This is a genomic window from Amycolatopsis sp. WAC 01416, assembly GCF_003947485.1.
Lineage (GTDB): Bacteria > Actinomycetota > Actinomycetes > Mycobacteriales > Pseudonocardiaceae > Amycolatopsis.
This window is the reverse complement of record NZ_QHHX01000011.1, coordinates 59,769-82,759: the sequence shown is the minus strand read 5'-3', so window position 1 is coordinate 82,759 and position 22,991 is coordinate 59,769. Positions and strand designations below refer to the sequence as shown.

Annotated in this window: 18 protein-coding genes; 13 read left to right on the top strand and 5 right to left on the bottom strand. The window is 69.2% G+C overall.

From position 1 onward, the window contains the following. Positions 1-124: 124 nt before the first annotated feature. Positions 125-2,536, top strand: coding sequence for an NB-ARC domain-containing protein (locus DL990_RS33355; protein WP_125801092.1), 2,412 nt, complete (start codon positions 125-127; stop codon positions 2,534-2,536). A gap of 11 nt (positions 2,537-2,547) precedes the next feature. On the opposite strand, the gene DL990_RS33350 is transcribed toward DL990_RS33355, so the two are convergent. Both DL990_RS33350 and DL990_RS42505 read right to left on the bottom strand, forming a co-directional pair. Continuing rightward, positions 2,548-3,123, bottom strand: coding sequence for a sigma-70 family RNA polymerase sigma factor (locus DL990_RS33350; RefSeq protein ID WP_233599024.1), 576 nt, complete (start codon positions 3,121-3,123; stop codon positions 2,548-2,550). A gap of 110 nt (positions 3,124-3,233) precedes the next feature. Beyond that, positions 3,234-3,734: a hypothetical protein gene (locus DL990_RS42505; protein WP_370307841.1), complete on the bottom strand. Its 501-nt coding sequence runs from the start codon at positions 3,732-3,734 to the stop codon at positions 3,234-3,236. Positions 3,735-4,283: 549 nt separating this feature from the next. Between DL990_RS42505 and DL990_RS33335 the strand changes: the two genes are divergently transcribed. From DL990_RS33335 to DL990_RS33295, 9 genes are all read left to right on the top strand, one after another. Then, entirely contained in the window at positions 4,284-4,862 is a 579-nt protein-coding gene (locus DL990_RS33335) for an Ltp family lipoprotein (protein ID WP_125801091.1), read from the top strand. Between the two features lie 295 nt (positions 4,863-5,157). After that, positions 5,158-5,373: a hypothetical protein gene (locus tag DL990_RS33330; RefSeq protein WP_125787236.1), complete on the top strand. Its 216-nt coding sequence runs from the start codon at positions 5,158-5,160 to the stop codon at positions 5,371-5,373. Positions 5,374-6,277: 904 nt separating this feature from the next. Beyond that, a complete protein-coding gene (locus DL990_RS33325; RefSeq protein WP_125801090.1) occupies positions 6,278-6,676 on the top strand; it encodes a hypothetical protein in 399 nt (132 codons plus the stop codon). 63 nt (positions 6,677-6,739) lie between these two features. Continuing rightward, positions 6,740-7,855, top strand: a complete 1,116-nt coding sequence (locus DL990_RS33320; RefSeq protein ID WP_125801089.1) for an iron ABC transporter permease — start codon at positions 6,740-6,742, stop codon at positions 7,853-7,855. Next, complete coding sequence (locus DL990_RS33315) at positions 7,852-8,664, top strand: ABC transporter ATP-binding protein (RefSeq protein WP_125801088.1); 813 nt, start codon at positions 7,852-7,854, stop codon at positions 8,662-8,664. Before DL990_RS33320 ends, DL990_RS33315 begins: the two co-directional genes overlap by 4 nt. Beyond that, the gene (locus DL990_RS33310; protein WP_125801087.1) at positions 8,657-9,655 is read left to right on the top strand and encodes an ABC transporter substrate-binding protein; all 999 of its coding nucleotides are present in this window, start codon (positions 8,657-8,659) and stop codon (positions 9,653-9,655) included. Before DL990_RS33315 ends, DL990_RS33310 begins: the two co-directional genes overlap by 8 nt. Further along, positions 9,652-11,310, top strand: a complete 1,659-nt coding sequence (locus DL990_RS33305) for an ABC transporter ATP-binding protein/permease (protein ID WP_125801086.1) — start codon at positions 9,652-9,654, stop codon at positions 11,308-11,310. The genes DL990_RS33310 and DL990_RS33305 overlap by 4 nt, the downstream gene beginning before the upstream one ends. Then, positions 11,307-12,962, top strand: a complete 1,656-nt coding sequence (locus DL990_RS33300) for an ABC transporter ATP-binding protein (RefSeq protein ID WP_125801085.1) — start codon at positions 11,307-11,309, stop codon at positions 12,960-12,962. The genes DL990_RS33305 and DL990_RS33300 overlap by 4 nt, the downstream gene beginning before the upstream one ends. Positions 12,963-13,729: 767 nt before the next feature. After that, the gene (locus DL990_RS33295; protein WP_125801084.1) at positions 13,730-14,206 is read left to right on the top strand and encodes a DUF1801 domain-containing protein; all 477 of its coding nucleotides are present in this window, start codon (positions 13,730-13,732) and stop codon (positions 14,204-14,206) included. Positions 14,207-14,317: 111 nt separating this feature from the next. Here DL990_RS33295 and DL990_RS33290 read toward each other — a convergent pair whose 3' ends face one another. From DL990_RS33290 to proB, 3 genes are read right to left on the bottom strand one after another with little or no spacing between them, the layout of a single operon-like run. Continuing rightward, positions 14,318-15,487 (bottom strand): pyridoxal phosphate-dependent aminotransferase, encoded by a 1,170-nt coding sequence (locus DL990_RS33290; protein WP_125787244.1) that lies wholly within the window; start codon positions 15,485-15,487, stop codon positions 14,318-14,320. A gap of 13 nt (positions 15,488-15,500) precedes the next feature. Then, positions 15,501-16,751, bottom strand: coding sequence for a glutamate-5-semialdehyde dehydrogenase (locus tag DL990_RS33285; protein ID WP_125787245.1), 1,251 nt, complete (start codon positions 16,749-16,751; stop codon positions 15,501-15,503). Beyond that, positions 16,742-17,854 carry a glutamate 5-kinase gene (gene proB, locus DL990_RS33280; RefSeq protein ID WP_158632679.1) on the bottom strand — a complete coding sequence of 371 codons (1,113 nt, stop codon included), beginning with the start codon at positions 17,852-17,854 and terminating at the stop codon, positions 16,742-16,744. The genes DL990_RS33285 and proB overlap by 10 nt, the downstream gene beginning before the upstream one ends. Before the next feature lie 142 nt (positions 17,855-17,996). Here proB and DL990_RS33275 point away from each other — a divergent pair, with 142 nt between their 5' ends. Genes DL990_RS33275 through DL990_RS33265 form a run of 3 tightly spaced genes read left to right on the top strand, consistent with a single transcriptional unit; the run spans position 17,997 to position 22,959 of the window. Then, positions 17,997-21,131, top strand: a complete 3,135-nt coding sequence (locus tag DL990_RS33275) for an amino acid adenylation domain-containing protein (RefSeq protein WP_125801083.1) — start codon at positions 17,997-17,999, stop codon at positions 21,129-21,131. Continuing rightward, positions 21,128-21,856 carry an alpha/beta fold hydrolase gene (locus DL990_RS33270; protein ID WP_125787248.1) on the top strand — a complete coding sequence of 243 codons (729 nt, stop codon included), beginning with the start codon at positions 21,128-21,130 and terminating at the stop codon, positions 21,854-21,856. The genes DL990_RS33275 and DL990_RS33270 overlap by 4 nt, the downstream gene beginning before the upstream one ends. Further along, positions 21,853-22,959 carry an acyl carrier protein gene (locus DL990_RS33265; RefSeq protein WP_199746715.1) on the top strand — a complete coding sequence of 369 codons (1,107 nt, stop codon included), beginning with the start codon at positions 21,853-21,855 and terminating at the stop codon, positions 22,957-22,959. Before DL990_RS33270 ends, DL990_RS33265 begins: the two co-directional genes overlap by 4 nt. Positions 22,960-22,991: the final 32 nt, after the last annotated feature.

Below are 22,991 nucleotides of genomic sequence, written 5' to 3'. Positions count from 1 at the left end.
GTCTCCCGACGCGGGGCCGGGGCCGTTGTCGTTTCGGGTGCCCATTCGGCTCGAAACCAGGACACCGGGCCATGGCAGGATCACCGGTGTTCGGCACGCCCGTCGCTGAGAGGAGTTTGGCCGCGTGGGTACGACCGCGTTCGGTGACTTCCTGCGTTTCTACCGGTTGCGCATCCCGATGACCCAGGAAGAGCTGACCGAGCGGACCGGGATCAGCGTGCGCAGTATCAGCGACATGGAACGCGGACGGGTCCGCAACCCGCAGCGGCGCACCGCGGAACTGCTGGTCGACGGCCTCGGCCTGACTGGCGAGGAAGCCGCCGACTTCGCCGATCTCGCCCGCTCCCGGCGCCGGGCGGCGCCGGAGGGCGAGGACGAACCCGCTCCGCCCGAAACTCCGCAGGCTGCCATCGTCGCCGCCCTGCCGCCCAACCTCACCGAACTGACCGGCCGGGGAGCCGAACAGCGGATCCTCGACGACGTCGCGCGGGCCGCCGAGTCGTCATCCCGGCTGCAGGTCGCGGTGATCCACGGCCTGCCGGGCTCGGGCAAGACCGCGCTCGCCATGGACGCCGGGCACCGGCTCACCCGGCATTTCGGTGACGGCTGCCTGTTCCTCGACCTGCGCGGCATGGATCTCGAACCGCTCACCCCGGAACACGCGGTCCACCGGCTTTTGCGCGGGTTCGGGGTGGACGAACGCCGGCTCCCCAACGATCCCGAAGACCGCCTCGCCCTCTACCGCTCCCTGCTGCACGACCGCGACGTGCTGCTGATCCTCGACAACGCCGCCAACGAGGCCCAGGTGCGGCCGCTGCTGGCCACCAGTCCCGGATCGATGGTGCTGGTGACGAGCCGGAACACCATGGCGGGCCTCGACGCGCGGCACCGGATCTCGCTCGGCTCGCTGTCGGAAGACGAGTCGGTGGAACTGCTCCGTGTGATCGCCGGAACGCGCCGCCTGAACACCGAACCGGACGCGGCGCGGCGGGTGGCGCAGCTCTGCGGCGGGGTGCCGCTCGCGTTGCTCATCGCGGGCAACCGGCTGGCCAGCCGGGCACAGTGGACGATCGCGCATCTGGCCGACCAGCTGGAGAACGAACGGCGGAGGCTGTCCGTACTCACCGCGGGCGACCTCCAGGTGCGCGCCGCCTTCGAACTTTCCTACCACCACTTGACTCCCGCCGTCGCCCTGGTGTTCCGACGGCTGGCGCTGGTGCCCGGTCCGGACACCTCCGTCGAACTCGCCGCGGTGGCTTCCGGGCACTCGGCGGACGAAGCGGAGTCTGCGCTGGAAAAACTCGCCGAAGCCAGCCTTCTCGGCTTCAGCGGCACGCCTGGCCGGTACACCAGCCACGACCTGCTGCGCGTCTACGCCATGGAGCGGCTCGAAACCGCGGAGCGGACCGAGGATGTGCACGCCGCCGGAGAACGTGTGCGGAACTGGCTGCTCACGGTCGCGACGAAGGCCGCGCAGTTCTTCGACCACGACCGGCCGGAGGTGACGATCGCGGTCGACGGGCCCGATCCGGTGCGCGACCGGGATTCCGCGGCACGGTGGCTGGCGCGGGAGCAGACCCACTGGCGTGGCGCGCTGCGTGCGGCCGTGGCTCGGGGTGAGCACCGCCGGATCCTCGAGCTGGCCGAGGCGATGCACTGGTACTCGGATCTGCGTGGCACCGGCGTTCTGTGGCGCGAGGTGTTCCGGGCGGGCGCGGCGGCGGCGCAGGCCCTCGGTGACGTCAAATCCGCCGCCGAGCAACTGAACTACGTGTCATGGGCGCTCTACGCGCTTTGTGGCGAGCCGCGTGAGGCACTGGCGGCGCATAAGCTCGCGGTGGCGGCGGCAGGCGAAGCGGGCGACGTCGTGACGGAGGCGTGGTCGCTGTACTACGGGTCGGCCATCACCCGGCGGCTCGGTTCGCCCCGCGAGGCCGCGCGAATCGGCAGGCGCGCGGTGGAACTGTTCGAGCAGGCCGGCTATCCGAACGGTCGTTCTCTGGCGCTGTCCTTGCTGGGCAGCATGCTGCACACCCTCGGCGAGTTCGACGAAGCCGTGGCCGTGCAACGGCAGAGCGAGGCCCACTACCGGGGTTCGGCCATCGCGGCCGGCAACGACGAACTGCTGTCCATGGTGCTGACCAGGCTCGCCGACAGCCTGGCGGCGAGCGGGGACGTCACGGGCGCGCTGGGCCTGCTCGACGAGGCCGAGGCGTTGTTCCGCAGGCACGACGCGACGTTCGGGGTGGCGCGGGTGCAGACACTTCGCGGGCGGGTGCTGTCGAGGGCCGGACGTCTGGAGGAGGCCGAAGAACAGCTGCTGTCCGCTCTTGCCGAAGAGCGCCAGCCCGAAACGAAGATCGAGATCATGGCCGAACTCGCCGAACTCGCCGACGCCGGTGCCCGGCCGGAGGAAGCCCACCGGCACCGAGTGCGCGCCCTCGCCGAATGCTCCCGGTACGAAACTCCTCATGCCCGGAGCCTGGCCCGGAAACTGGCCACCACCCTCGGCGTCGAGGTCCGGGAATCGACCTGAGCCCGTCCGGGTCACCACCCGGCGGCCGTGACTCCGTTGCAGGCCAGCACCTCCGTCATCGCGATCCGCGCGTGGTGCACCCGTGATTTGACCGTGCCGACCGGCACACCGATGCTCACCGCCGCCCGTTGCCGGGTGCGGTCGTACCGGTAGACCTGTTCGAGGGCTTCGCGCTGCATCGGCGTCAGCTGGGCCAGCCCTTCTTCGACGACGCACCGCTCGACGACCTCGTCGGCGAAGTCGGTGCCGCCCGGCAGCAGATCGAAGTCGTCGTCACCGAACACCACCGGACGGGCGGTGTCGCGGCGGGCCCAGTCGACGATGAGGTTGCGAGCGACCGTGAACAGCCAGGCGCGGACCGAACCGCCCTTTTCCGCGAGCGTCTCCCTGTTCCGCCAGGCGCGGAACAGGCATTCCTGCACGACGTCCTCGGCCCGGTGCGGGTCGGTGGGCAGCAGGCGGCGGGTGAACCGCAGCAGATGATCCCGGTGCTCGGCGTGCAGCGACGCAAGAAAGGCGTTGCCGACGGCCGACGACGGTGCCCGGCCTGCCAGCGCGGTCACCTCGGTGATGCGGTGGCGTGCCACGCTGACCTCCTTGCGGTTGACGGCTTCGATGGCTCAATTCCACCCTCGGGACCGTGCGGCGACCATGCGGAAGGACCGGCAGAAGTGGCAGGCGGGCTGTTCTTCCGGTCTCACCCGGCGTAGGCCGGCAGGTCGATGGCGTCCGAGGGCGGATTGGTGAAGCGGGCGGCGATACGGCCGACCCAGGGTCGCGCGGCGACACCGGCGAGAGTGGCCAGCAGCCGGATCCCGGCGCGGGTTCTCGGAGCGGCCAGCCGGGGCGCGATCAAGGGAACGTTCTGGGCCTGTGCGACGTAGGGCCGCAGATCGCCTCGTAGGAACGGAACGCCTCGCCATGATCGGACTGACGGTGCAGGAACTCGTGCCGTGCGGGGATTTTCCGCTGCTCCAGCCCGGCTTGCTATCGGACGGCGTCCGTAGCGGTCACCGTGCCGTCCGCCGAGCACGAGGCCCGCGCCGAGGGTCAGGGCGTAGCCACCGATCACCCACTGCAGCCCGACCGGGCTCGTGCCCAGGGACCGTTCCAGCGACGGGCCCGCCACAGTGACGATGGTCGAGTCGAGCAGGTCCATGAGTTCGATGACGAGCACGGTGGCCAGCAGCCACCACACCGCCCGTCATCGCCGACACTGGTCTTAGCCAGTGTGACTTCGCGGTCTCACTCGGATACGACAAGTCTTTGATGGGCAAGATCCTCCATGGCCAGATGCAAGTCAGTGTTGAGCTGGCGGCAGCCGTCGAGCGGCACTACGGAATCGACCCTCTTGACTCGCTCGTCCGCCAAGCGCGCCGACGACTGGACGGGCCGCCGCATCAAGACGGCAGGACTGAACCGCCGACGCAATTAGCGAGCAACCAGGCCTGTCACTTGACCAGTTGCAGACCTCGGCTTCTCACCCGGCCCCCAGGACAGAGGGCCAGCTACTCCTCGTCCACCCCGGCACGACCGTCGCCTGGCCGAGCACTACCGCGACGTAGCGGGTTTGGATCATGACGCCTGACCCCGCCCAGATCCTCGCCGCCGGCGACCCGATCTTGGTCCATCCCCTGGCTTACACGGTTGGCATGACAAGGCCCGCGTCTCGAGGACAGACATGACCGGAGTAACGCACAGAACACCACACACGACTACAAATCACCTCGTGCCAAGGAGCATCCTCATGATCAAGGGCGTCACCCTCTTCGCCGCAGCGGCCGCGGCAGCGGTCACCCTCACCGCCTGTTCCGGTCGTGACACCGGCGATCTCGGTGTCGGCGGCTTGACTCCCGCCCCTGCTTCGACACCCAGCTACACGCCGCAAGCGTCGTGCCCTCCACTGCAGACCGGACAGTCATGCATCAACGGGCAACTGCTCAAGTCCAGCCCGACCAGCGAAGCTCCGCAGCCCCAGGTCAAGCCCAGTCCAGCCAGCGAGGCTCCGCAGTACCCGCCCCAGGTCGAGCAGGCCCGCGGGTCCGCGGAGTCGTATCTCGGCTACAGCGCTTTCTCGCGAAACGGCTTGATCGATCAGCTGTCCTCGAAGTACGGCGACAGCTACCCGAAGAACGTCGCCACCCAGGCGGTGGACAGCCTGAGTGTCGACTGGAACGCGCAGGCAGCCAAATCGGCACAGTCCTACCTGGACTACACCTCGTTCTCGTGCACCGGCCTGATCCAGCAGCTGTCATCGAGGTACGGCGGGCAATTCACCAACGCCCAGGCCAAGTTCGGCGCACACCAGACGAAGGCTTGCAAATGAGGCCCCACCTGTGAACATCGCCGAACACTCCGCTCCCCTCGCGCCGCACCTGTCGCCGGAAAGATCGGCCGAATCCACGTAGCCGTCCGGCGACTCATCCCAGCAAGCAGCTGCATGTGATGCAACAGCCTCATCAACCCGACCGCACTGGCGTCGGACATGCTCCCAGGCAAGGTCCAAGAGGAAGCTCGCTACCTCGACGAGGTCCCAGCACCCGGCGTGATCGCCCTCAATAGCCTCGCCGCTGGCGAAGCCGTGAATCACTTCATGCTCGCCGTCACCAACCTCCACACCGATGACGACGAACACTCCTTCCTCCACTTCCCTCGCAGCGGACAGCGCGCCTACCAGCAAGCCCGTCGCGACCCAGGCTGCCTACTGGACCAAGAACTACCGCACCGGGATCGAGCACGAAGACCCCGAGGCCTTGCAGCGCAAGTACCCGTACTACGACCCGATCTCCACCCTTCCCGAAGCCGGCCAGAAGTGGTGGGCCGGCCAGCGCGGCTGACTTCTACATGTACGAAGGTGAACCGGTGGCCCCAAACGCCGTTTGGGGCCACCGGTTCACAGCTAGCCGTAGCCGAATCGAGCAGCATCTCGAACGCTGAAAGATTGACAGGCCGCAGAGGAGGCCCGGTGCAAGTTGGTCGAGTGGTACGACTTGAGCAGCGTCTCATACTGGGCCAAGAACGCCTGGCCAGCCGAGACGTCGCCAGCATGTGCCGACATTTGCGCCCAACCGGTCCCTGCGCACTATCGGGCCAGATACCGGAGGCTGCCGTGGGACATCAGGCTCATGTCCCTGCAGCGGACGTTTCCCACTGACAGATCTTTCAGCGTCGACCACCCAGAACAGGGAGACGCCTGGTAGCGACCGATCGCGAAACGGCCCAGGAACCCTCTGAGCAGTTCCATAGTGGACCGTCTTCCCTCTCGGCGAGCCTCGGCGTCAACCGCTCGTTGACCATCGCTGCACAGGCGGAGCGGGCGATGGCGTTGTGGCCGAACCCCGGCGACACCGACGCCCTGCCGCTGCGGAAGCACCGTACGAACGGACCACCACTGCGCCTCCCCGGCACCCGGCGGTGCCGGCTGCCGCGCCAGCCGCTCTCCACCGAACGGACGTCCACGGTTCGCGATGAGGGCCGCCGACACATCCTTCCAACCGCAGATCAGCGTTCCACTCCATCGAGAGGTCTGTGCCCAGCGGAGTCTTCAGCTTGCACCAGCTCACCCATGCCCACAACGCCGAAGTCATGGGTGACATGAATGGCGACGGTTCACCCGACGTCGTCCGTACGTCGAATTCCTGACGAGAACGTTTCAGAGTTCACGTGATTTCACAACGCGCACGTAGCACTCTCGAACAAACCACCAACGGAGTGACTGTGAAACGGTTTACTGATCAAGTCGTGGTGGTGACGGGCGGAGCCGGCCGTTCCGCCGAAGAATTCCGCAAGAACGGTGGCACCGCCGCCCCTTTCCTGGTCGACGTCACCGACCCGGAAGCTGTCGAGACATCGGCCGGCCGGATCGTTTCGACGTTTGGTGAGATCGGCGTTGAGGATCTTGCCCCGCCGGGTCTCCAGTCGCGCGCCGCGATCAGTTCAGCCCTCAGGATCTCCTCGGGGACGTCCACGCGGGACTTGAGGACGACCAGCCCGTGCGGGCTCCGACGTCCGGGACTTACCGTCCCGCGAGGTAAGGCGGGAGCCATCCTCGACCCCGCGCTCGGCGGGATGCTGCACGACGTGGCAACCAGGTCTTGGATCGGGCGCGCGCTCGGCATGGTCCAGATCGAAGGCAGTTGATAACGATTATCGAGTGCAGCTAGGCTGTGGTTCCCCACCACCACAGATCGATCGGCGTCCCCCATGGTTGTTCGTTCGCGCCTGCCCGTGTCGTCCTCGGACGTCGGCGGCAGGCAGGCGACACTTTCCCGGTCACGGCTACCGCACCGCGTGACGGTCGCGATCCTTGCCCTCGCGATCCTCGTGATGCTGGTGGTTTCCGGCTCGGTGGGGACGGTCGAGGTCGGGCTCGCGGACGCGGCGCGGATCGTGATCGGGCATCTCGTGCCGGACGTGGCGTGGATGTCGGACGGCAGCCTGACCGTGCTGCAGGACCAGGCGGTGTGGCAGTTCCGGCTTCCCCGCGCGCTGCTGGCGGGGCTCGCTGGAGCGGGACTGGCGCTGGCCGGGGCGATCATGCAGGTGATCGTGCGCAACCCGCTCGCCGAGCCCTACCTGCTCGGCGTGTCGTCCGGCGCGGGTGTCGGCGCGGTCCTCGTGATCACGTTCGGCACGGCCGCCGTGGGCGGGCTCCCGCTGGGCGCGGCGGCCTTCGCCGGCGCTCTGGTGGCCAGTGTGTGCGTCGCCCTGGTCGCCCGGCATCGCGGCATCCTGTCGCCGACCAGGATGATCCTTTCCGGTGTCGCCCTCGGTTCCCTGTTCAGCGCGATCACGAGCTATCTGACGCTGACCACCGAGGCACAGAACGTCTTCAGCGTCCTGTTCTTCTTGCTCGGCAGCGTTTCCGCCGCCTCGATGACTTCCTTGGCCGTGCCCGCGGTGGCGTTCGCGGCCGCCTGTGTCGTCGTCGGACTGCGGACCAGGGCCATGAACGCGCTGCTGAGCGGCGACGAGTCCGCGACCGCGCTGGGAGTCGACGTGAACCGGCTCCGTGCCGTGCTCCTCGTGACCGCCGCCCTCCTGACCGGGTCGATCGTGTCGGTCAGTGGAGGCATCGGCTTCGTCGGCCTCGTGATCCCGCACGTGGCCCGGATCCTCGTCGGCTCGGACCATCGCCGGATGCTGCCGGTGGCGGTACTCGGCGGCGCCGTGTTCCTCATGATCGCCGACCTCCTCTCGCGCACGGTCGCGGCGCCTGGGGAAATACCGATCGGAATCCTCACCGCGGTCGTGGGCGCGCCGTTCTTCCTGTGGCTGATGCGCCGGGACACGGCTATGCGGGCGGGGTTCGGCCGGTGAAGGTCCAATTCGACGACGTCAGCGTGACGCTGGGCGGCAACCAGGTGCTACGGGAGGTCGACTTCGAGGTCCACTCCGGCCGTTTTCTCGGGCTCGTCGGCCCGAACGGCAGCGGCAAGTCGACCTTGCTACGCACGCTCTACCGCGCCGTCGCGCCGTCCTCGGGCCGGGTGCTGCTTGGCGAGCACGACGTCTGGCGCACCGGCAGGCGGACGGTCGCGAAGGCAGTGGCGGTGATGACTCAGGAGACCTCGTCCGAGTTCGACCTGACGGTCCTCGACGTCGTACTCCTGGGCCGGGTGCCCTTCCAACGCGGATTCGGCCGAGACACCGAAGCCGACCTCGACCTCGCGTGGACCGCACTCGAGCGGGTCGGCGCGACCGACATCGCCGACCGGCCCATCGGACGGCTCTCGGGCGGACAGCGGCAACGGGTGATGCTGGCCCGCGCGCTGGCGGCGGACTCCCCCGTCCTCGTCCTCGACGAACCGACGAACCACCTCGACATCTCCTTCCAGCTGGAGCTCATGCGGATCGCGGCCGGACTCGATCGCACCATCGTCGCCGCACTGCACGACCTCAACCTCGCCGCCACCTACTGCGACGACATCGCGGTGCTCGACGCCGGCCGCGTCGTCGCCACCGGGACACCGGCCGAAGCCCTCGCCCCACACGTCGTGGAAGACGTGTTCGGAGTCGCCGTCGATCAGCTCATCCATCCACGCGACGGCCGGCCGGTGCTGGTCTTCGGCAGTCGTGCGGATACCCGTTCACCGCTCAGCACACCCGGAAATGAGAACCATGCGTAGAACCCTGTCCCTTGCCGCGTTCGGTATCGGCATGTCGCTGATCGCGGGTTGCGGCTCTTCGGTCACGCCGGCCGCGCCGTCGAACAACGCGAGCACGACCGTCACCGTCTCCAACTGTGGCCGGGATGTCACCGTCGGGGCCGTTCCCCACGCCGCGGTCGGACTCAGCCCGTCGCAGACGGAACTGTTGCTGCGGCTGGGGCTCGCGGGCTCGCTCGTCGGCCAGGCACAGACCGCCACCGCACCGCTCCCGGAAGACGTGGCCGGACAGGCCGCCACCATCCCGGTGCTGAGCGAGTCCGGACCGCCGAGCCGGGAGAAGCTCCTTTCCGCGAAGCCGGACTTCGTCTTCTCCCCCACCACCTACGAATTCACCGCCGAGAAGGGTTTCGCCAGCCTGGAGCAACTGAGGCAAAGCGGCGTCGCCGCCTATGTCGCCGCGGGCGGCTGCGCCGAACGCCGCATGAACGGCACGGTCGAGGATCTCTTCACCGACCTGGAAAATCTCGGCCGGATCTTCGCCGTGCCGGACAAGGCGAAGGCACTGATCGATCAAGGCCGAGCGGATCTGGCCACCGTGGACAAGGCCATCGCGGGCCGCCCCAAGCCCACCGTCGCCCAGGTGTTCCTGGAAGGCACCACCGTCACCGCGATCGGCGCCGGCATCGAGTACGACATCATCCGCAGGGCTGGCGGGGACAACGTGTTCTCACCGAAGGACCCGCAGTTCGCCAAGTTCTTCGCCGCACAGATCACCCCCGAGGCGCTCGCCGCGAAGAATCCCGACGCGATCGTGTTCGCCGTCAACGGGGCCGCGCAGAAACAGGCGAGCATCGACTACCTCACCCGCACCTTCCCCGCCATGACCGCCGTCCGCGAACAGCGCTTGATCGCGATCGACGCCGCCGACACCTATCCCGGCACGCTCGGGAACATCTCGGTGGTGCGGGAAATCGCGCAACGGCTCCACGCGGACGCGTTCACCCGGTGATCCATCGCAGGCTCCTGCAGCTGGCGGGTGTCGTCATCGCTCCAGTCCTGCTGCTCGCGGTGCTGTCGATGCTCGTGTCGGCCTGCTATGTCGGCGGAGCCGTCCTGACGGCGGCCGTCCTCACCGATCTCACCCGCGGCGCAGACTTCACCACCGTGACACCCGCGATCGCGGCATTGACCGGCGTCGTCGGCGTGCGCGCGGTCCTGTTGTGGGCGCGGGAGGTCACCGCGGCCCGGTTCGGCATCGCCATCCGCACCAGGCTGCGCGGCGAACTTCTGCGCCGCATCACCCTGTTGGGACCGGCCTGGACGCGGGGAGAGCGCACGGGGGCGATCACGCACACGGTCGTCGACGGGGTCGAAGCCCTCGACGCCTACTACAGCCGCTACCTGCCACAACTGCTCGTGACCTGTCTGGTTCCGGCCGCCGTCGCCGGATGGCTGTTCACCGTGTCCGTCCCCGCGGCCGCGATCCTCGCGACGGCGGTCCTGTGCGCCGTGGCCGTCCCCCGCTTCTGGGACGCCCGGCTGCTCCGCACGGGACGAACCCGTTGGAGCGCCTACGAAAAGCTCGCGGCCGACTATCTGGAGGCGACCCAGTCGATCGGTATCCTCCGGCTCTTCGGCGCCGGCCGCCGGGCGGGCGAGGCACTCGCCCATCGCGGCGATCGCCTGCACCGGGTCACGATGGCCCAGTTGCGCGTGTCGCTGGTGGAAGCGGGAGTCAGTGCCTTGGCACTGCACCTCGGCCTCGCGGCCACGGTCCTCGTCGCGTGCGCAGAGGTCGTCGGCGGTCAGGCGCCCGCGGCGTCGGTGTTCCTGTTCCTGTTGTGCGCCAGGGAATGCTTCCGTCCAGTACTCGACCTGTCCGCCCACTGGCACCTCGGCTACCAAGGGCTGGGCGCGGTCGAGGGAATCGACGAGATCATGAGGGCTCGGCCGGAGGTCACCGACACCGGCACCCGCACCGAACCCGCTCGACGCGGGGCGCGACTGCGGCTGTGGCAGGTCGGGTATCGATACCCGAACGGCGCCGGTGTTTCCGGCATCAGCTTCGAATGCGCGCCGGGGGCCACGACGGGGATCGTAGGCCCGTCAGGCGCCGGGAAGAGCACGATCGCCCGGCTTCTGGTCCGGGAGGCCGATCCGCAACAGGGGACGATCGAGCTCGACGGAACCCCGGTCGCCGAGTACACCCTCGCCGCGCTGCGTGCGAGCATCGGCGTCGTCGGCCAGCACACCTATCTTTTCCATGGCACCGTCGAAGAAAACCTCCGCCTCGCCCGGCCCGCCGCCACGCCCGACGAGATCCGCGCCGCCGCCCACGCCGAGGACGCGATCGAGTTCGTCGAGGCACTCCCTCAGGGCTTCGCCACGGTGCTCACGGAGAACGGCGTTCAGCTGTCCGGCGGCCAGCGGCAACGTCTGGCCATCGCCAGGGCCGTCCTCGCCGCGCCCCCTGTGCTGCTGCTCGACGAAGCCACCTCCGCTCTGGACGTCGACACCGAGAGGCGCGTCCTCACCCGGCTCGCGGAGTACCACGGCGACACCACCAGGATCGTGATCGCCCATCGGGAGAGCGCGTTGCGTGATGCCAGCACGGTCGTCACGATCGAGTCCGGCCGCGTCACCGGGCAGGTGGTCCACTCGTGAGCGGATCCCTCCGGCGGCTGCTGCCGGTCATCGCCGAGCAACGGGCGATCTTCGCCTGGACCGTCGTGAGCAACGCCGCCGCCCAGCTCGGCACGCTCGCGACGACCGTGCTCGGTACATGGCTGGCCGGTCGGGCCGCGGCGACCGGCAGCGCGCCGCCGGTCATCGTCGCCACCGTCCTGTGCGGACTTGCCGTCGTGACCGCGGCGATGACCTGGCGCGAGTCCTGGGTCTCGCACGATCTGGCCTACCGGCTGATCGGCACCTTGCGTGCCCGGGTGTTCGACCGGCTCCGCGTGAGCCTGCCCGACCGACGGCGTCCGCGCAGGAGCGGTGACCTCGCGTCCGTGGCCTTCGCCGACATCGACCGACTCGAATGGCTCTACGCCCACACCGCGGCCCAAGCACTCACCTCGGCCGTGATGATCGCCGCCACCGCGACCCTGTCGCTCCTGGTCACGCCATGGCTGCTGCTGGCGTGGATCCCGTTCGTCGTCGTGACCGCGGCCTTGCCCTGGGTGTCCGGCCGGGCGGGGGCGCGGCAGGGAGCCGAACTCACCGAGGCCGCCGCGACGCTCAACGCCGAACTCGTGGACACCGTCCGCGGACTCGGAGAACTCAGCCGCGCGGGAGCTCTGCACCGTCGCACCGCCGCGCTCGAGAAGCGGACGAGCGCGCTGACCTCGGCGCAGGCGAAGATCGGCTCCCGGGTCGGCTTGGAACGCGCTGTCATGGACGCGGCTCTGGCACTCAGCGCGATCGGCGCGCTCGCGGTCTGCGCGACGCACCTCGACACGATCGACCGCGCGCTCGCACCGGTCGCCATGGTGCTGGCCATCGCGGCACTCGGCCCGATCGCGCAGATCTCGGATCTGCTGCGCAACGTCGGCACGCTGCGCGCCGCCGGTACCCGGATCACCGCTGTCCTCGACCGGACACCAGCAGTCCACGAGGCCCGCATGCCCCGGCCCCTGCGGTCCCGTGACCGCGCGACCGGACTCGTCTTCGATCGCGTGACCTTCGGCTACCGCGACGACGGTCCGCCGGTCCTGCGCGCCGTTTCGTTCACCGTCCACCCAGGGGAACGGGTCGCCCTCACCGGACCGTCCGGTGCGGGCAAGACCACGTGCGCGCTGCTCGCGACCCGAATGTGGGACCCCGACGCCGGCACCATCACCCTCGACGGCGTCGACCTCGCCGAGCTGACCGACGACGACCTCCGCCGCGCGATCAGCTCCGTTCCCCAGGAACCCGGCCTCCTCACCGGGACGATCGCCACCAACATCCGGCTCGGGAACCCTGAAGCCGAGGACACTGAAGTAGAAGAGGCCGCGCGACGGGCTGGGATCCTCGACCCTGGAGCCGGACTGCCCGCCGGGCTCGCCACCGTCGTCGGCGAAACCGGCGACGGACTGTCCGGAGGCCAGCGAGCACGAGTCGCCGTCGCCAGGGCCCTGCTGGTGAACCCGCGCATTCTCATTCTCGACGAAGCCACCGCCAACCTCGACCCCGAGGCCGACGAAGCCATCACCGCGGCACTCGCCTCCGCCGGAGACGACATCGGTGTCCTCGTCATCGCCCACCGCCCCGCCACCTTGGCCCGCTGCGACCGCGTGATCGAGCTGCGAGAAGGTCGGTGCGTCGGATCGTGACCGCTGGCGGGCACCAGCCGAACTCGGCCAGTTCGGCCCCTGCCGTTACGCGAGGGCCAGGATCTATTAAAAAGGTCAACGGGTCCGTGCCTGTGACCGAGGCCTGCGGTGGATCAATAGCTCCTCGCTTGGCAGATTTGACGCGTATATCCCTGGCGCTTCGGGCGCATGGAGCTCCGGGCAGAAAAGCGCGTTGTGGTCGCGGGCTGATCCGGCAAATGTGCGTATCTGCGGAGTTACGTTGGCGGTTCGCCAGATGAAGGCCCATTGGGCTGGTGGGGCGTCGCGGACCGGTAGGTAGGTAGGTAGGTAGGTAGGTACGGCAAAGACGCCGCCGGGCTGTGTGCCCCCTCGAGACCCCGAAACAGGCCTATGTGCTGGCCGTGGCCTGCGATCGCCGTGTTCCCGGACCGGACAACCACGTCCGAGTCGATGAGCCTGCAGACCGGCTCTCGAAACGGACGTGGCAGAAACTCTCCGCCGGGTCTTGATGCGCCTGAACCGGCTGACCGGCGAGACCGCCTTCTATCGCTGCTTTAGCCCGAGCCCGGCCTCGCAGGCTGAATTCGCCCGGATCGCGGGGCGCCGCAGGACCATCGAGGGCCGAAGTGGTACCAAGATCGCAGTACTCGACCGTCGACGATGCGAAATCCGCAAATCCTTCTGGTTCACGGCAGGGCCGAGCAAACCGCGATATTCCCTCCAAGGAGGTACTTGTGCGTGATTCCTCACTCGGCCGGTCGATATCGCGAGTGCGCTTGGTCGCCATGTTCACAGTGGCAGCGTCCAATCTCAAGGAATACTTCGCCGCGGATCCCGTCAGGGAAGCAGACCTTCGAGCGGTGGACCGCCTTGTCCGGAACGCGGCGCCGGAGTTGAAACGGGAGTTCTTCGGCGGAACCGGCGCGGGAAAGCCCGGTATGGGAATGAGCTTGATCGGCTACGGGAAGTTCCAATATCAAGTCAAGTCCTCGGCCGAACCCGTCGATTGGCCGGTCATCGGACTGGCACTGCAGAAGAACTACCTCAGCCTCTACGTCTCCGCCGTACGGAACGACCGATACCTCGTGCAGGACTACGCGGGCGAACTCGGCAAGGTCAGTCTCGGCCAGAACTGTGTCCGCTTCAAGAAGGCCGACGATCTTGACGACTCGGGCCTCGGCACACTCCTCCTCCACCACGTCCAGGACGGTCTCGCCACCGGCGAACTGGAACTACGCTACGACCGCGTCAAAGCGTCCTGACCCGCGGCGGCGAGGCGGAAGGCGCTGCGGAAGAACACCAGGCCGGGTAGGCGCCCGCCCGAAGCCGATCCGCCAACGCGCGACCGAGTTCGTCATTCTGTCATGCGCTGGTCAGCTCGTGGCGTCGATCAGGTTCCGGATCTCGGCGATGCCCCTTGCCACCCGGTACGGCGACTCCGTGCCCACGGAGATGCGGATGTGCCGGTCGCACGACTCACCGTAGGCGATGCCGGCCACCACGCTGACCGCGCTTTCCCGCAACAGCCTGGTGGCGAACTCCATCGAGTCCAAAGTGGACCTGCCGAGCGAGGCGAAGAGGTAGAACGTCGCCGAGCCGGGCAGGGTCTCGATGCCGATGTCCGCGAGCTGGCCCGCGACCTCGCGGCGCAGGTCCACGACGCGGCGGATCTGCGGGCGGGTGATGTCCAGGATGTCGTCGAAGTGTTCGGCGAGATACCAGGACAGGATCGTCGGCGCGCAGGTGATCAGGTGCTGGTTGATCTTCAGTACCTGATCGATCAGCGTGCGATGCGCGATGACGTAGCCGACACGCCAGCCGGAAACCCCGTAGTTCTTGGACATCGAGTTGACCGTGACGGTGTGCCGCAGCTCCGGATCGAACGAGCCGCAAGCCCGGAACGGGGTCTCCGCCGGCACGAACTCGTGGTACGCCTCGTCGGCGATCACCACCAGGCCACGCGCGTCCGCCAGATCGTGCACGAACTCCAGCTCGGCGTCGGTGTGCACCCGGCCGGACGGGTTGTTCGGATTGTTGATCACGATGGCCCTGGTGCGCGGCGTGACGTAACGGCCGAAGTCGAACACGCTCACGTCGTGCGGCACCAGCACCGGAACGCCGCGGCAGAGCCGTACCTGCTCGGGGTAGCTCAGCCAGAACGGCTCCGGGACGATCACCTCGTCCCCCGGCTCGAGCAGCGCCAGCAACACCATGTAGATCGCCACCTTCGAGCCCGCGGTGACGACGATCTCGGTGTCCGGATCGACGGGGAGGTCGAAGTCGGCCCAGTACCCGGCCAGCCGCTGCCGTAGCTCCGGCAGCCCACGGGAGTGCGAGTAGTGATGCAGGCCGTGCCCGGACAGGTCGTCGAACCGGGGCAGCGGCAGGTCGAAGAACGCCTCGCCGAGCGAGAGCGTGATGATGTCCTGCCCGGCCGCGCTCAGCTCGTAGACCAGGTTGTTGTACTTGATGGACAGCGCCTGCGCCGCGTTGTCCACAAGGGACGACGGACGGATCGGCGACGCGGTTCGGACAGTGGACACTGGACTCGCTCCCCTACACGATCCTCGTCTGTCCGGTACCCCAGACGACGTTCTTCACGGTGGTCAGCGCGGTCAGCCCGATCGGACCGCGGATATGCAGTTTCTGCGTGGACACGCCGATCTCGACGCCGTAGCCGAACTCGCCGCCGTCGGAGTAACGGGTCGAGGTGTTGACGAACACGCTGCCGGAGTCCACCTCGCGGGCGAACCGGCGGGCCACGTCGATGTCCCGTGCGACGATCGCCTCGGCGTTGGACGTGCCCCACCGGTCGATATGCGCGATCGCCGCACCCACGTCCGGCACCACCCGCACGGCCAGCACCAGGTCGAGGTACTCGGTGCCCCAGTCCTCCTCGCGCGCGGCCACCGCTTTGGGCCAGACCTCGCGGACCGTCACGTCACCGCGGATCTCCACACCCGCGGCCGACAGCTCGTCGAGTACGTCGGGCAGCCAGTCCCGCGCGAGTTCCTCGTGCACCAGCAGGGTTTCCATGGCGTTGCACACGCTGGGCCGGGAGGTCTTGGCATTGACCGTGACCGCCGTGGCCATCTCCAGATCCGCCGAATGGTCGATGTAGACATGGCAGTTGCCCGCGCCGTCGATCACCGTGGGCACGGTGGCGTTGCGCTCGACGGACTCGATCAGTTCCGGCCCGCCGCGCGGCACCAGCAGGTCGACGAACTCCTTGGCGCGCATCAGTTCCCGAGCGGCGTCATGAGACGGGTCAGTGAGCAGCTGGACCGCACCGGCGGGCACCTCCTCGTGCCGGTCGATCGCGCTGTCCAGTGCGGCCATGATCGCCGTGTTCGTCGCCATGGCCATCGAGGAGCCGCGCAGTACGGCGCAGTTGCCCGACTTCAGGCAGAGCGCGGCGACCTCGGCGGTGACGTTGGGCCGCGCCTCGTAGATCACCGCGACCACCCCGATCGGCTCGCGGACCCGCTCGATCAGCAGGCCGTTGGGCCTTGTCCAGCCCTCGACCACCTGGCCGACCGGATCGGGCAGGTCGGCGATGGTCCGGATGGCCGAGACCAGACCCGCCATCCGCCGCTCGGTCAGGGTCAACCGATCGACCAGCGTTGCCGAGACACCGTTGTCGCGGGCGGCGGCGACGTCCGTCTCGTTGGCCGTGACGATCCGGTCCCGGTGCTCCTCGATCGCGACGGCCATGTCCAGCAGCAGCGCGTTCTTGCGCGCGGTGGTCAGCCCTTTGATCTCGGTCCACGCCTCGGCCGCGGCGCGGCAGACGTCGGTCACTGACATGGCAGATCCTCCATGATCGGTACGTAGTCGCCACCGTCGACAACGGGTGCGGTCGGCGGGCGGCCTGGCTCGACGGCGCGGCTCAGCGGGCCACGGGCGAGCGGCCGCCCGTGCTGGTCACAGATGTCGACCACGTCACCTGGCGCGACGGTGCCGTGGACGGCGGCGATGTGGTGGTGGCACACGGTTTCCCCGCGGACGACGACGTCGGTGCCCGCCGGGGTGCAGTGCAGCGCCCCGACCGGCGGGGTCCGGAACGCGCGCCAGAGCGTTCCGATACCGGGAGTCGCGCCGGTGACCGCGCGCGGGTGGAACACCGTGCCCGCGGGGCGGCCACAGTGCGCGGCGACCAGCACGTCGGGGTCCGCGCTCTCCGCGATGACCGTGCGTACGCCGCTGTACGTGGCGATCCAGCACGCGCCGAGCTTCATCAGCATGCCGCCGGTGCCGCCGTCTCCGATCGCGCCGCCCGCCTGCCGTTCGGTCTCGGCCGTCAGCACCGGCACCTCCTCGATGTGCCGGGCGCCGGGGGCCAGCTTCGGGTTGCTGTCGTAGAAACCGGGCACGTTGGTCAGCAACAGCAGCAGCTCGGCCTGGAGGTAGCCGCCGAGCAGCGCGGCGAGCACGTCGTTGTTGCGCACGCCGAGCGCGTCGTTCTCGTTGACCACCGGCACCATGCCCAGCGCCAGCATGGTGTGCAAGGTGTGCCCGACGCCTCCGCCCCGCTCGTCCTCGACCAGGTCGGGCGGGGTGAGCAGCAGCTGCCCGGTCTGCACGCCGCGTTCGGCGAACGCGGCCTCGACGGCCGAGTACAGCCGAGACTGACCGAGCGCTGCGGACACCTGTAACGCCGCCGGATCGTCCACGGCCAGCGCGGGATGCCTACCGCGGCCGATCGCGATGGCCCCGGAAGCGAGCAGCACCGGGTGCAGGCCCGCGACGAGTCCTCTGTGGACGATCTCGCACAGCCTGTCGAGTTTGACCGCGTCCAGCCTGCCGTTCGTGAGCAGCGAGGACGTGCCTATCTTGAGCACCACCCGGCCCCCCTGCGGCGCCAGGTCCTCGGTCGGCGGCGCGGTGACGGGCAAGCTGTTGGTCGACATGCGGCAGATGCTCACCGCCGTCGATGTACTGCCGATGTGCTCGCGATACGCCGCCGGTGTTCCGCCGGGCCGTGCGACGCGCCACAGCACGGTTGCATCGCCGGAACATCGGCGGTACATCGGATCCGGCGACTCTCTCGGCATGACAGCAGAACTCCAGCTGGCCGACACGGCGACACTCCACCTCACCGAGTCCCAGAAGGGACTGCTGGTGGTGGACAGCCTGGTGCCGACGAAGCAGATCTACAACCAGGTCATCCAGTTCGACCTCGATCCGGCCAAATGCGCCGGCCCGCTGGCCGAGACGGTGACCAGAGCGCTGGTCGCCCTGGTCACCGTTCAGCCGGCGCTGCGCCAGGTGTTCCGGCTGCATCCGGAAATGCACGCAGTGCTGCGGCCTCCGCCCACCGCGGACGAGCTGCCACTGGAGTCGATCTCCGTGCCGCCCGCCGAATACGCCGCCACACTCGCCGCGCTGGGCAGGGACATCGGCCGCGCGCCGTTCGATCTGACGACCGGACCGGTGCACCGGTTCGGTTTCGTGCGCGCCACCGACGACAGTGCCGCGGCGATCCTGATCTGCGGCCACCATCTGGTCGGCGACGGGGTTTCCATGGGCCCGATCGTGCGCGACCTCGACCGCGCCCTGGCGGGCCCGATGGACGTGGAAACGCTGAGGGTGAGCCGGGAAGCCGCGCTGGTGAAGGAACTCAACGCCCAGAACCGGGCCGCGGGTTCGGCGCGGACGGCCGAACAGGTCACCACCTGGGCCGAACGGCTGCGCGAGGTCCCGCCGCTCGTGCTGTACCCGCGACCCGACCGTCCACACCGGACGGAGTTCGCCGGACAGCGGATCTCGTGGACCCTCGGCGAAACCGAGACGGAGCGGTTCCAGGCCACCTGTAAACGGCTCGGGGTCAGCCCGTTCGTGGTGTTCTCCGCGGTGTACGGCACGGTGCTGGCGCGGCACGGCGGCGTGACGCGGGTGCTGATCGGCAGCCCGTTCACCGCGCGGCGCACGATCGGCTCGTACGACCTGTGCGGGTTCTTCGTCAACACGTTGCCGGTCACCGTCGACGTGGACTGGACACGCACCGTCGACGAACACCTCGACAAGACCGTCCGCGCCGCGGTGGACCACTGCCGCTCCGCGGTGGACGTCCCGTTCAACCAGCTGGTGGCGCAGGTGCAGCCGGACCGGCCGAGCGACCGCAACCCCCTGTTCTCCTGCATGCTCGCCATGCAGGACACGTTCGACCCGGCGACCGGGACCGGTGCGGTGGTCGGCGCGTACGAGCCGGGCAACGGCACCGCCAAGTTCGACCTGTGGCTGGGTGCCACCCTGGTCGGCGGCCGGTGGCTGCTGGAACTGGAGTACGACAGCGAGCTGATCCCGCCCGCGGTCGCCGACGGCCTGCTGAACTCGATGCGGACCGCCCTGCGCCGGACGGTGGCCGACGGCACGCTCACCCTCGCCGAACTGTTCGACGACGCCTCGGCCGTGCGAAGCCGTCGCCATGACGGGTATCCGGCGCAGGTGCCGTCGCCGACCCTGTACGAGTGGTTCGCCGAGACCGCACGCCGGACTCCGGACGCCGTCGCGGTCACCGAACCCGGCCGCACGCTCACCTACGCCGAACTATCCCGTACCGCCGAGCGCATCGCCTCAGGGCTCGCCGGCCGCGGGGTCGGCCAGGGAGACGTCGTCGGGCTGCGGCTGGACTCCCTCAGCGAGACCGTCACGTCGATACTGGCGATCCTGCGGCGTGGCGCGACCTACCTGCCACTGGAGTCGAGCCTGCCCGCCGACCGGTTGTCGTACATGGTGCGGCAGTCCCGCTGCCGGGTGGTGATCGGGTCCGGCGTCACCCTGCACGGGGTCGAGGTCGCACCGGCCGCCGCATTCGAGTCCGATGTGGAAACCGCGGCCGTCGCGACGGCGGACTCTCCGGTCTACGTGATGTTCACGTCCGGCTCGACCGGGCTGCCGAAGGGCGTGCTCATGGGCCACCGGCCGCTGCTCAATCTCGCCGCTTGGCAGATCTCCGCGCTGGACATGACCGCGGACAGCCGGTTCCTGCAGTACGCGCCCGCCGGGTTCGACGTGTCGTTCCAGGAGATCCTGCCCACGCTGCTGGCCGGGGCGACCGTGGTGTCGCGGGAGCCTGCCGACCGGCGCGACTTCCCCGAGCTGGTGCGCCGGGTCGCCGACACCGAGGTGACCCATCTCTACCTTCCGGTGGCGGCGCTGCGCCCGTTCGTGCAGTCCGTGCGGACGCACCTGCCGTCGCTGCGATATCTGTGTGTGTCGGGCGAGCAGTTGCTGGTGGACGAGGAGATCCGCGCGTTCTTCACCGACCATCCACAGTGCACACTGGTCAACCATTACGGGCCGACCGAGACCAACGCCGCGACCACCTGGCGGCTGACCGCGGCCGACCCGCCGTGGTCACGCCACGTCCCGATCGGCTTGCCGCTGCCGAACGTGACCGCGTACGTGGTCGACGAGACCGGTCATCTCGCGCCGGCCGGGGTCCCCGGCGAGCTGCTGCTCGGTGGTCACTCGCCCGCGGTGGGCTACGTCAACGACCCGGAGCGCACCGCCGAACGGTTCCTGCCCGACGGTTTCACGCCGGGCGAAACGGCCTACCACACCGGCGATCACGTGGTGCGCGATGAAAACGGTGCGCTGATCTTCCTCGGCAGGAACGACACCCAGGTGAAGATCCGCGGTTATCGGGTGGAACTCGGCGAGCTGGAAGCCGTGGCGACCGGATTGCCCGACGTGCGCCAGGCGGTGGCCGCGGTGCGCGGTGACGGGATCGATCGACGGCCGTTGCTCTTCCTGCTGCCCGAGCCCGGCTCCGCGCCGGACCACGAGCGGGTCCGGGCCGCGCTCACCGAGCGGCTGCCGTCGTACATGGCACCGGCGGAGATCGTCGACATCGAGTCCGTGCCGACTTCCCGCAGCGGCAAGACCGACCGGGCCGCGCTGGTGGTGCTGGCCGAACGGCTGAGCGCGCAGCGAGCGGCGACACCCGCACCCACCGCCGAGTACGCCGACGACCTCGAACGGGAGCTGGCAGGCATCTGGGCCGAGGTGCTCGGCGTGCCCCAGGTCGAGCGGGACCGCCCGGTGCTGGAGTACGGCGCGCACTCGCTGAACATCTTCACCGTCGTGGGCCAGGTGCAGGAGCGGTACGGAGTGGCCGTGCAGCTGGTCGAGTTCTTCCGCTCGCCGACCGTGGCGACGCTGGCAGCGCTGGTCCGGCAATGAACGAGCCCGTACGCGAAGAGCCGCCGAGCAGGCTGGTCACCCTGGTACGCCGTAAGGATCGGCCGGTTTGCGTGATGTTGCCCGGCGCGGGCGGCGGGCTGAACCCGTACTTGCGACTGGCTTCCCACCTCGGCCGTCACTACAGCGTCTACGCCGTGCGCGCGGCCGGGCTGGTGCCCGGGGAACCGCCGGAGGACAGCATCGCGGCGATGGCCGAGTCCGCCCTGTCGGCGCTCGGCGACCGCTCCCCGGCGCTGGTGTTCGGCTGGTCGCTGGGCGGCACCGTCGGCTGGGAGATGTGCGTGCGGCTGGCCGACCGGGGGTCGCGGCCGGATCTGGTGATCGTGGACAGTTCGCCGCTGCCCCGCCACGCCTCGGCCGAGGACGACGAACGGATCAGGAAGCTCATCGTGGGGGGCCTCGGCCCCCGGCCGGACGAACACACCGTCGCCAGGGTGGAGCGCACCTTCCGGGCACAGGCGCACGCGCTCGCCGGGTATGCCGCCGAACGCGAGTATCCCGGGCGGGCGCTGCTGCTGATGTGCAGGGACGCCGACGACGGCATCTCCGGCCGGACCGTCGCGCTGCGACGGTGGTGCGAGCTCGCGCCGGATCTGCGGACCGCGACCCTGGACGCGGGCCACTACGACGTGTTCGAACCGCGGCACCTGGACCGGCTCACCGGTGAGGTCGACGCGTTCCTCGGCCTGGAGCGGGAATCGTGACCTCCTTGGCCGAGACGTACGACCGGCTCTGGTCGCCGCTGCTGGAGACGATACGGGCGGACGCGCTGGACTGCCTGCAGGCCAACCTCGCCGTGCTGGCCGACCGGCACGGCGAGGCGGGCGCGCACCTGTCACTCGGTGCCCCGCTGCGGTTCGATCTCGAGCCGGGGCCGAGAGTGGCCGGCTCCCTGCCCTACCGGCTGGCCGCCGCGCACGAGACGCTTGGCCTGCGAGTGGCGCGACGCTGGGACGGGATCGACGGCGCCCGGCTGCGGGCGCTGGCCGACGAAGCCGGCCCGCTGTACGTGATCGCCGACGCGCACGGCCTGACGTGGACGCCGTACGCCGGCCGTCGCCACACCGAGCACACGTTCCTTCTGTCCACATCGGACACGGTGGTCGACGCCTACCACGACGAGACCCCGTGGGGTCCGTGCCGTCCGGGCGTGTGGCGGCTCTCCCCGAGCGAACTGGACGCCATGCTGCCCACGGCCACCGCCTTGCGGTTCACCGCCGAACCGATCGCCGAGCAGCCCGACGTCCTCGCGGTCAACGCCAAGGCGATGGCCGACGCCGTCCCCGCCATCGACGCCTATCTCGCCGCGGACCACGGCGACGGTCTGGTGCTGGACATCTGGCTGCTGGGCCGCTCGCGCCTGCTGCACGGTGCCTGGCTCGCCCGGAACGACCGGCCGAGCCCCGAGGTCGACGAACACGCCAAGGCTTGGCTCACCCTCGCCTCGAAAAGCTATGTGGCCTCGCGCCGATCCCGTACCGGCGCCCCTGGCACCGCCGTGCTCGACGACCTCGGCCGCTTGCTCCACGAAGACGTCGCCATCGCCGCCCGGCTCGCCGCCCGGCACACCACCCGCGCCGCGGTGCTCGGCGCGATCCAGGACGTGCTGCGGATCGACGAACCCACCGTGCGCGCCGCCACCACCCTGCGCGAGCTCCCCAACTACAACTCCTTCGGACTGGTCGACATCATCGAACGGGTCGAGACGCGGCTGGCGGTGGTACTCGACGACGAAGACCTGACTCCTCAGGCGTTGCAGGACATCGACTCGCTGTGCGCGATCTTCGCGCGGCGGGTGGCGGGGTGACTGAGCCGGGCATCCCGCCGCGACCAGGTGCC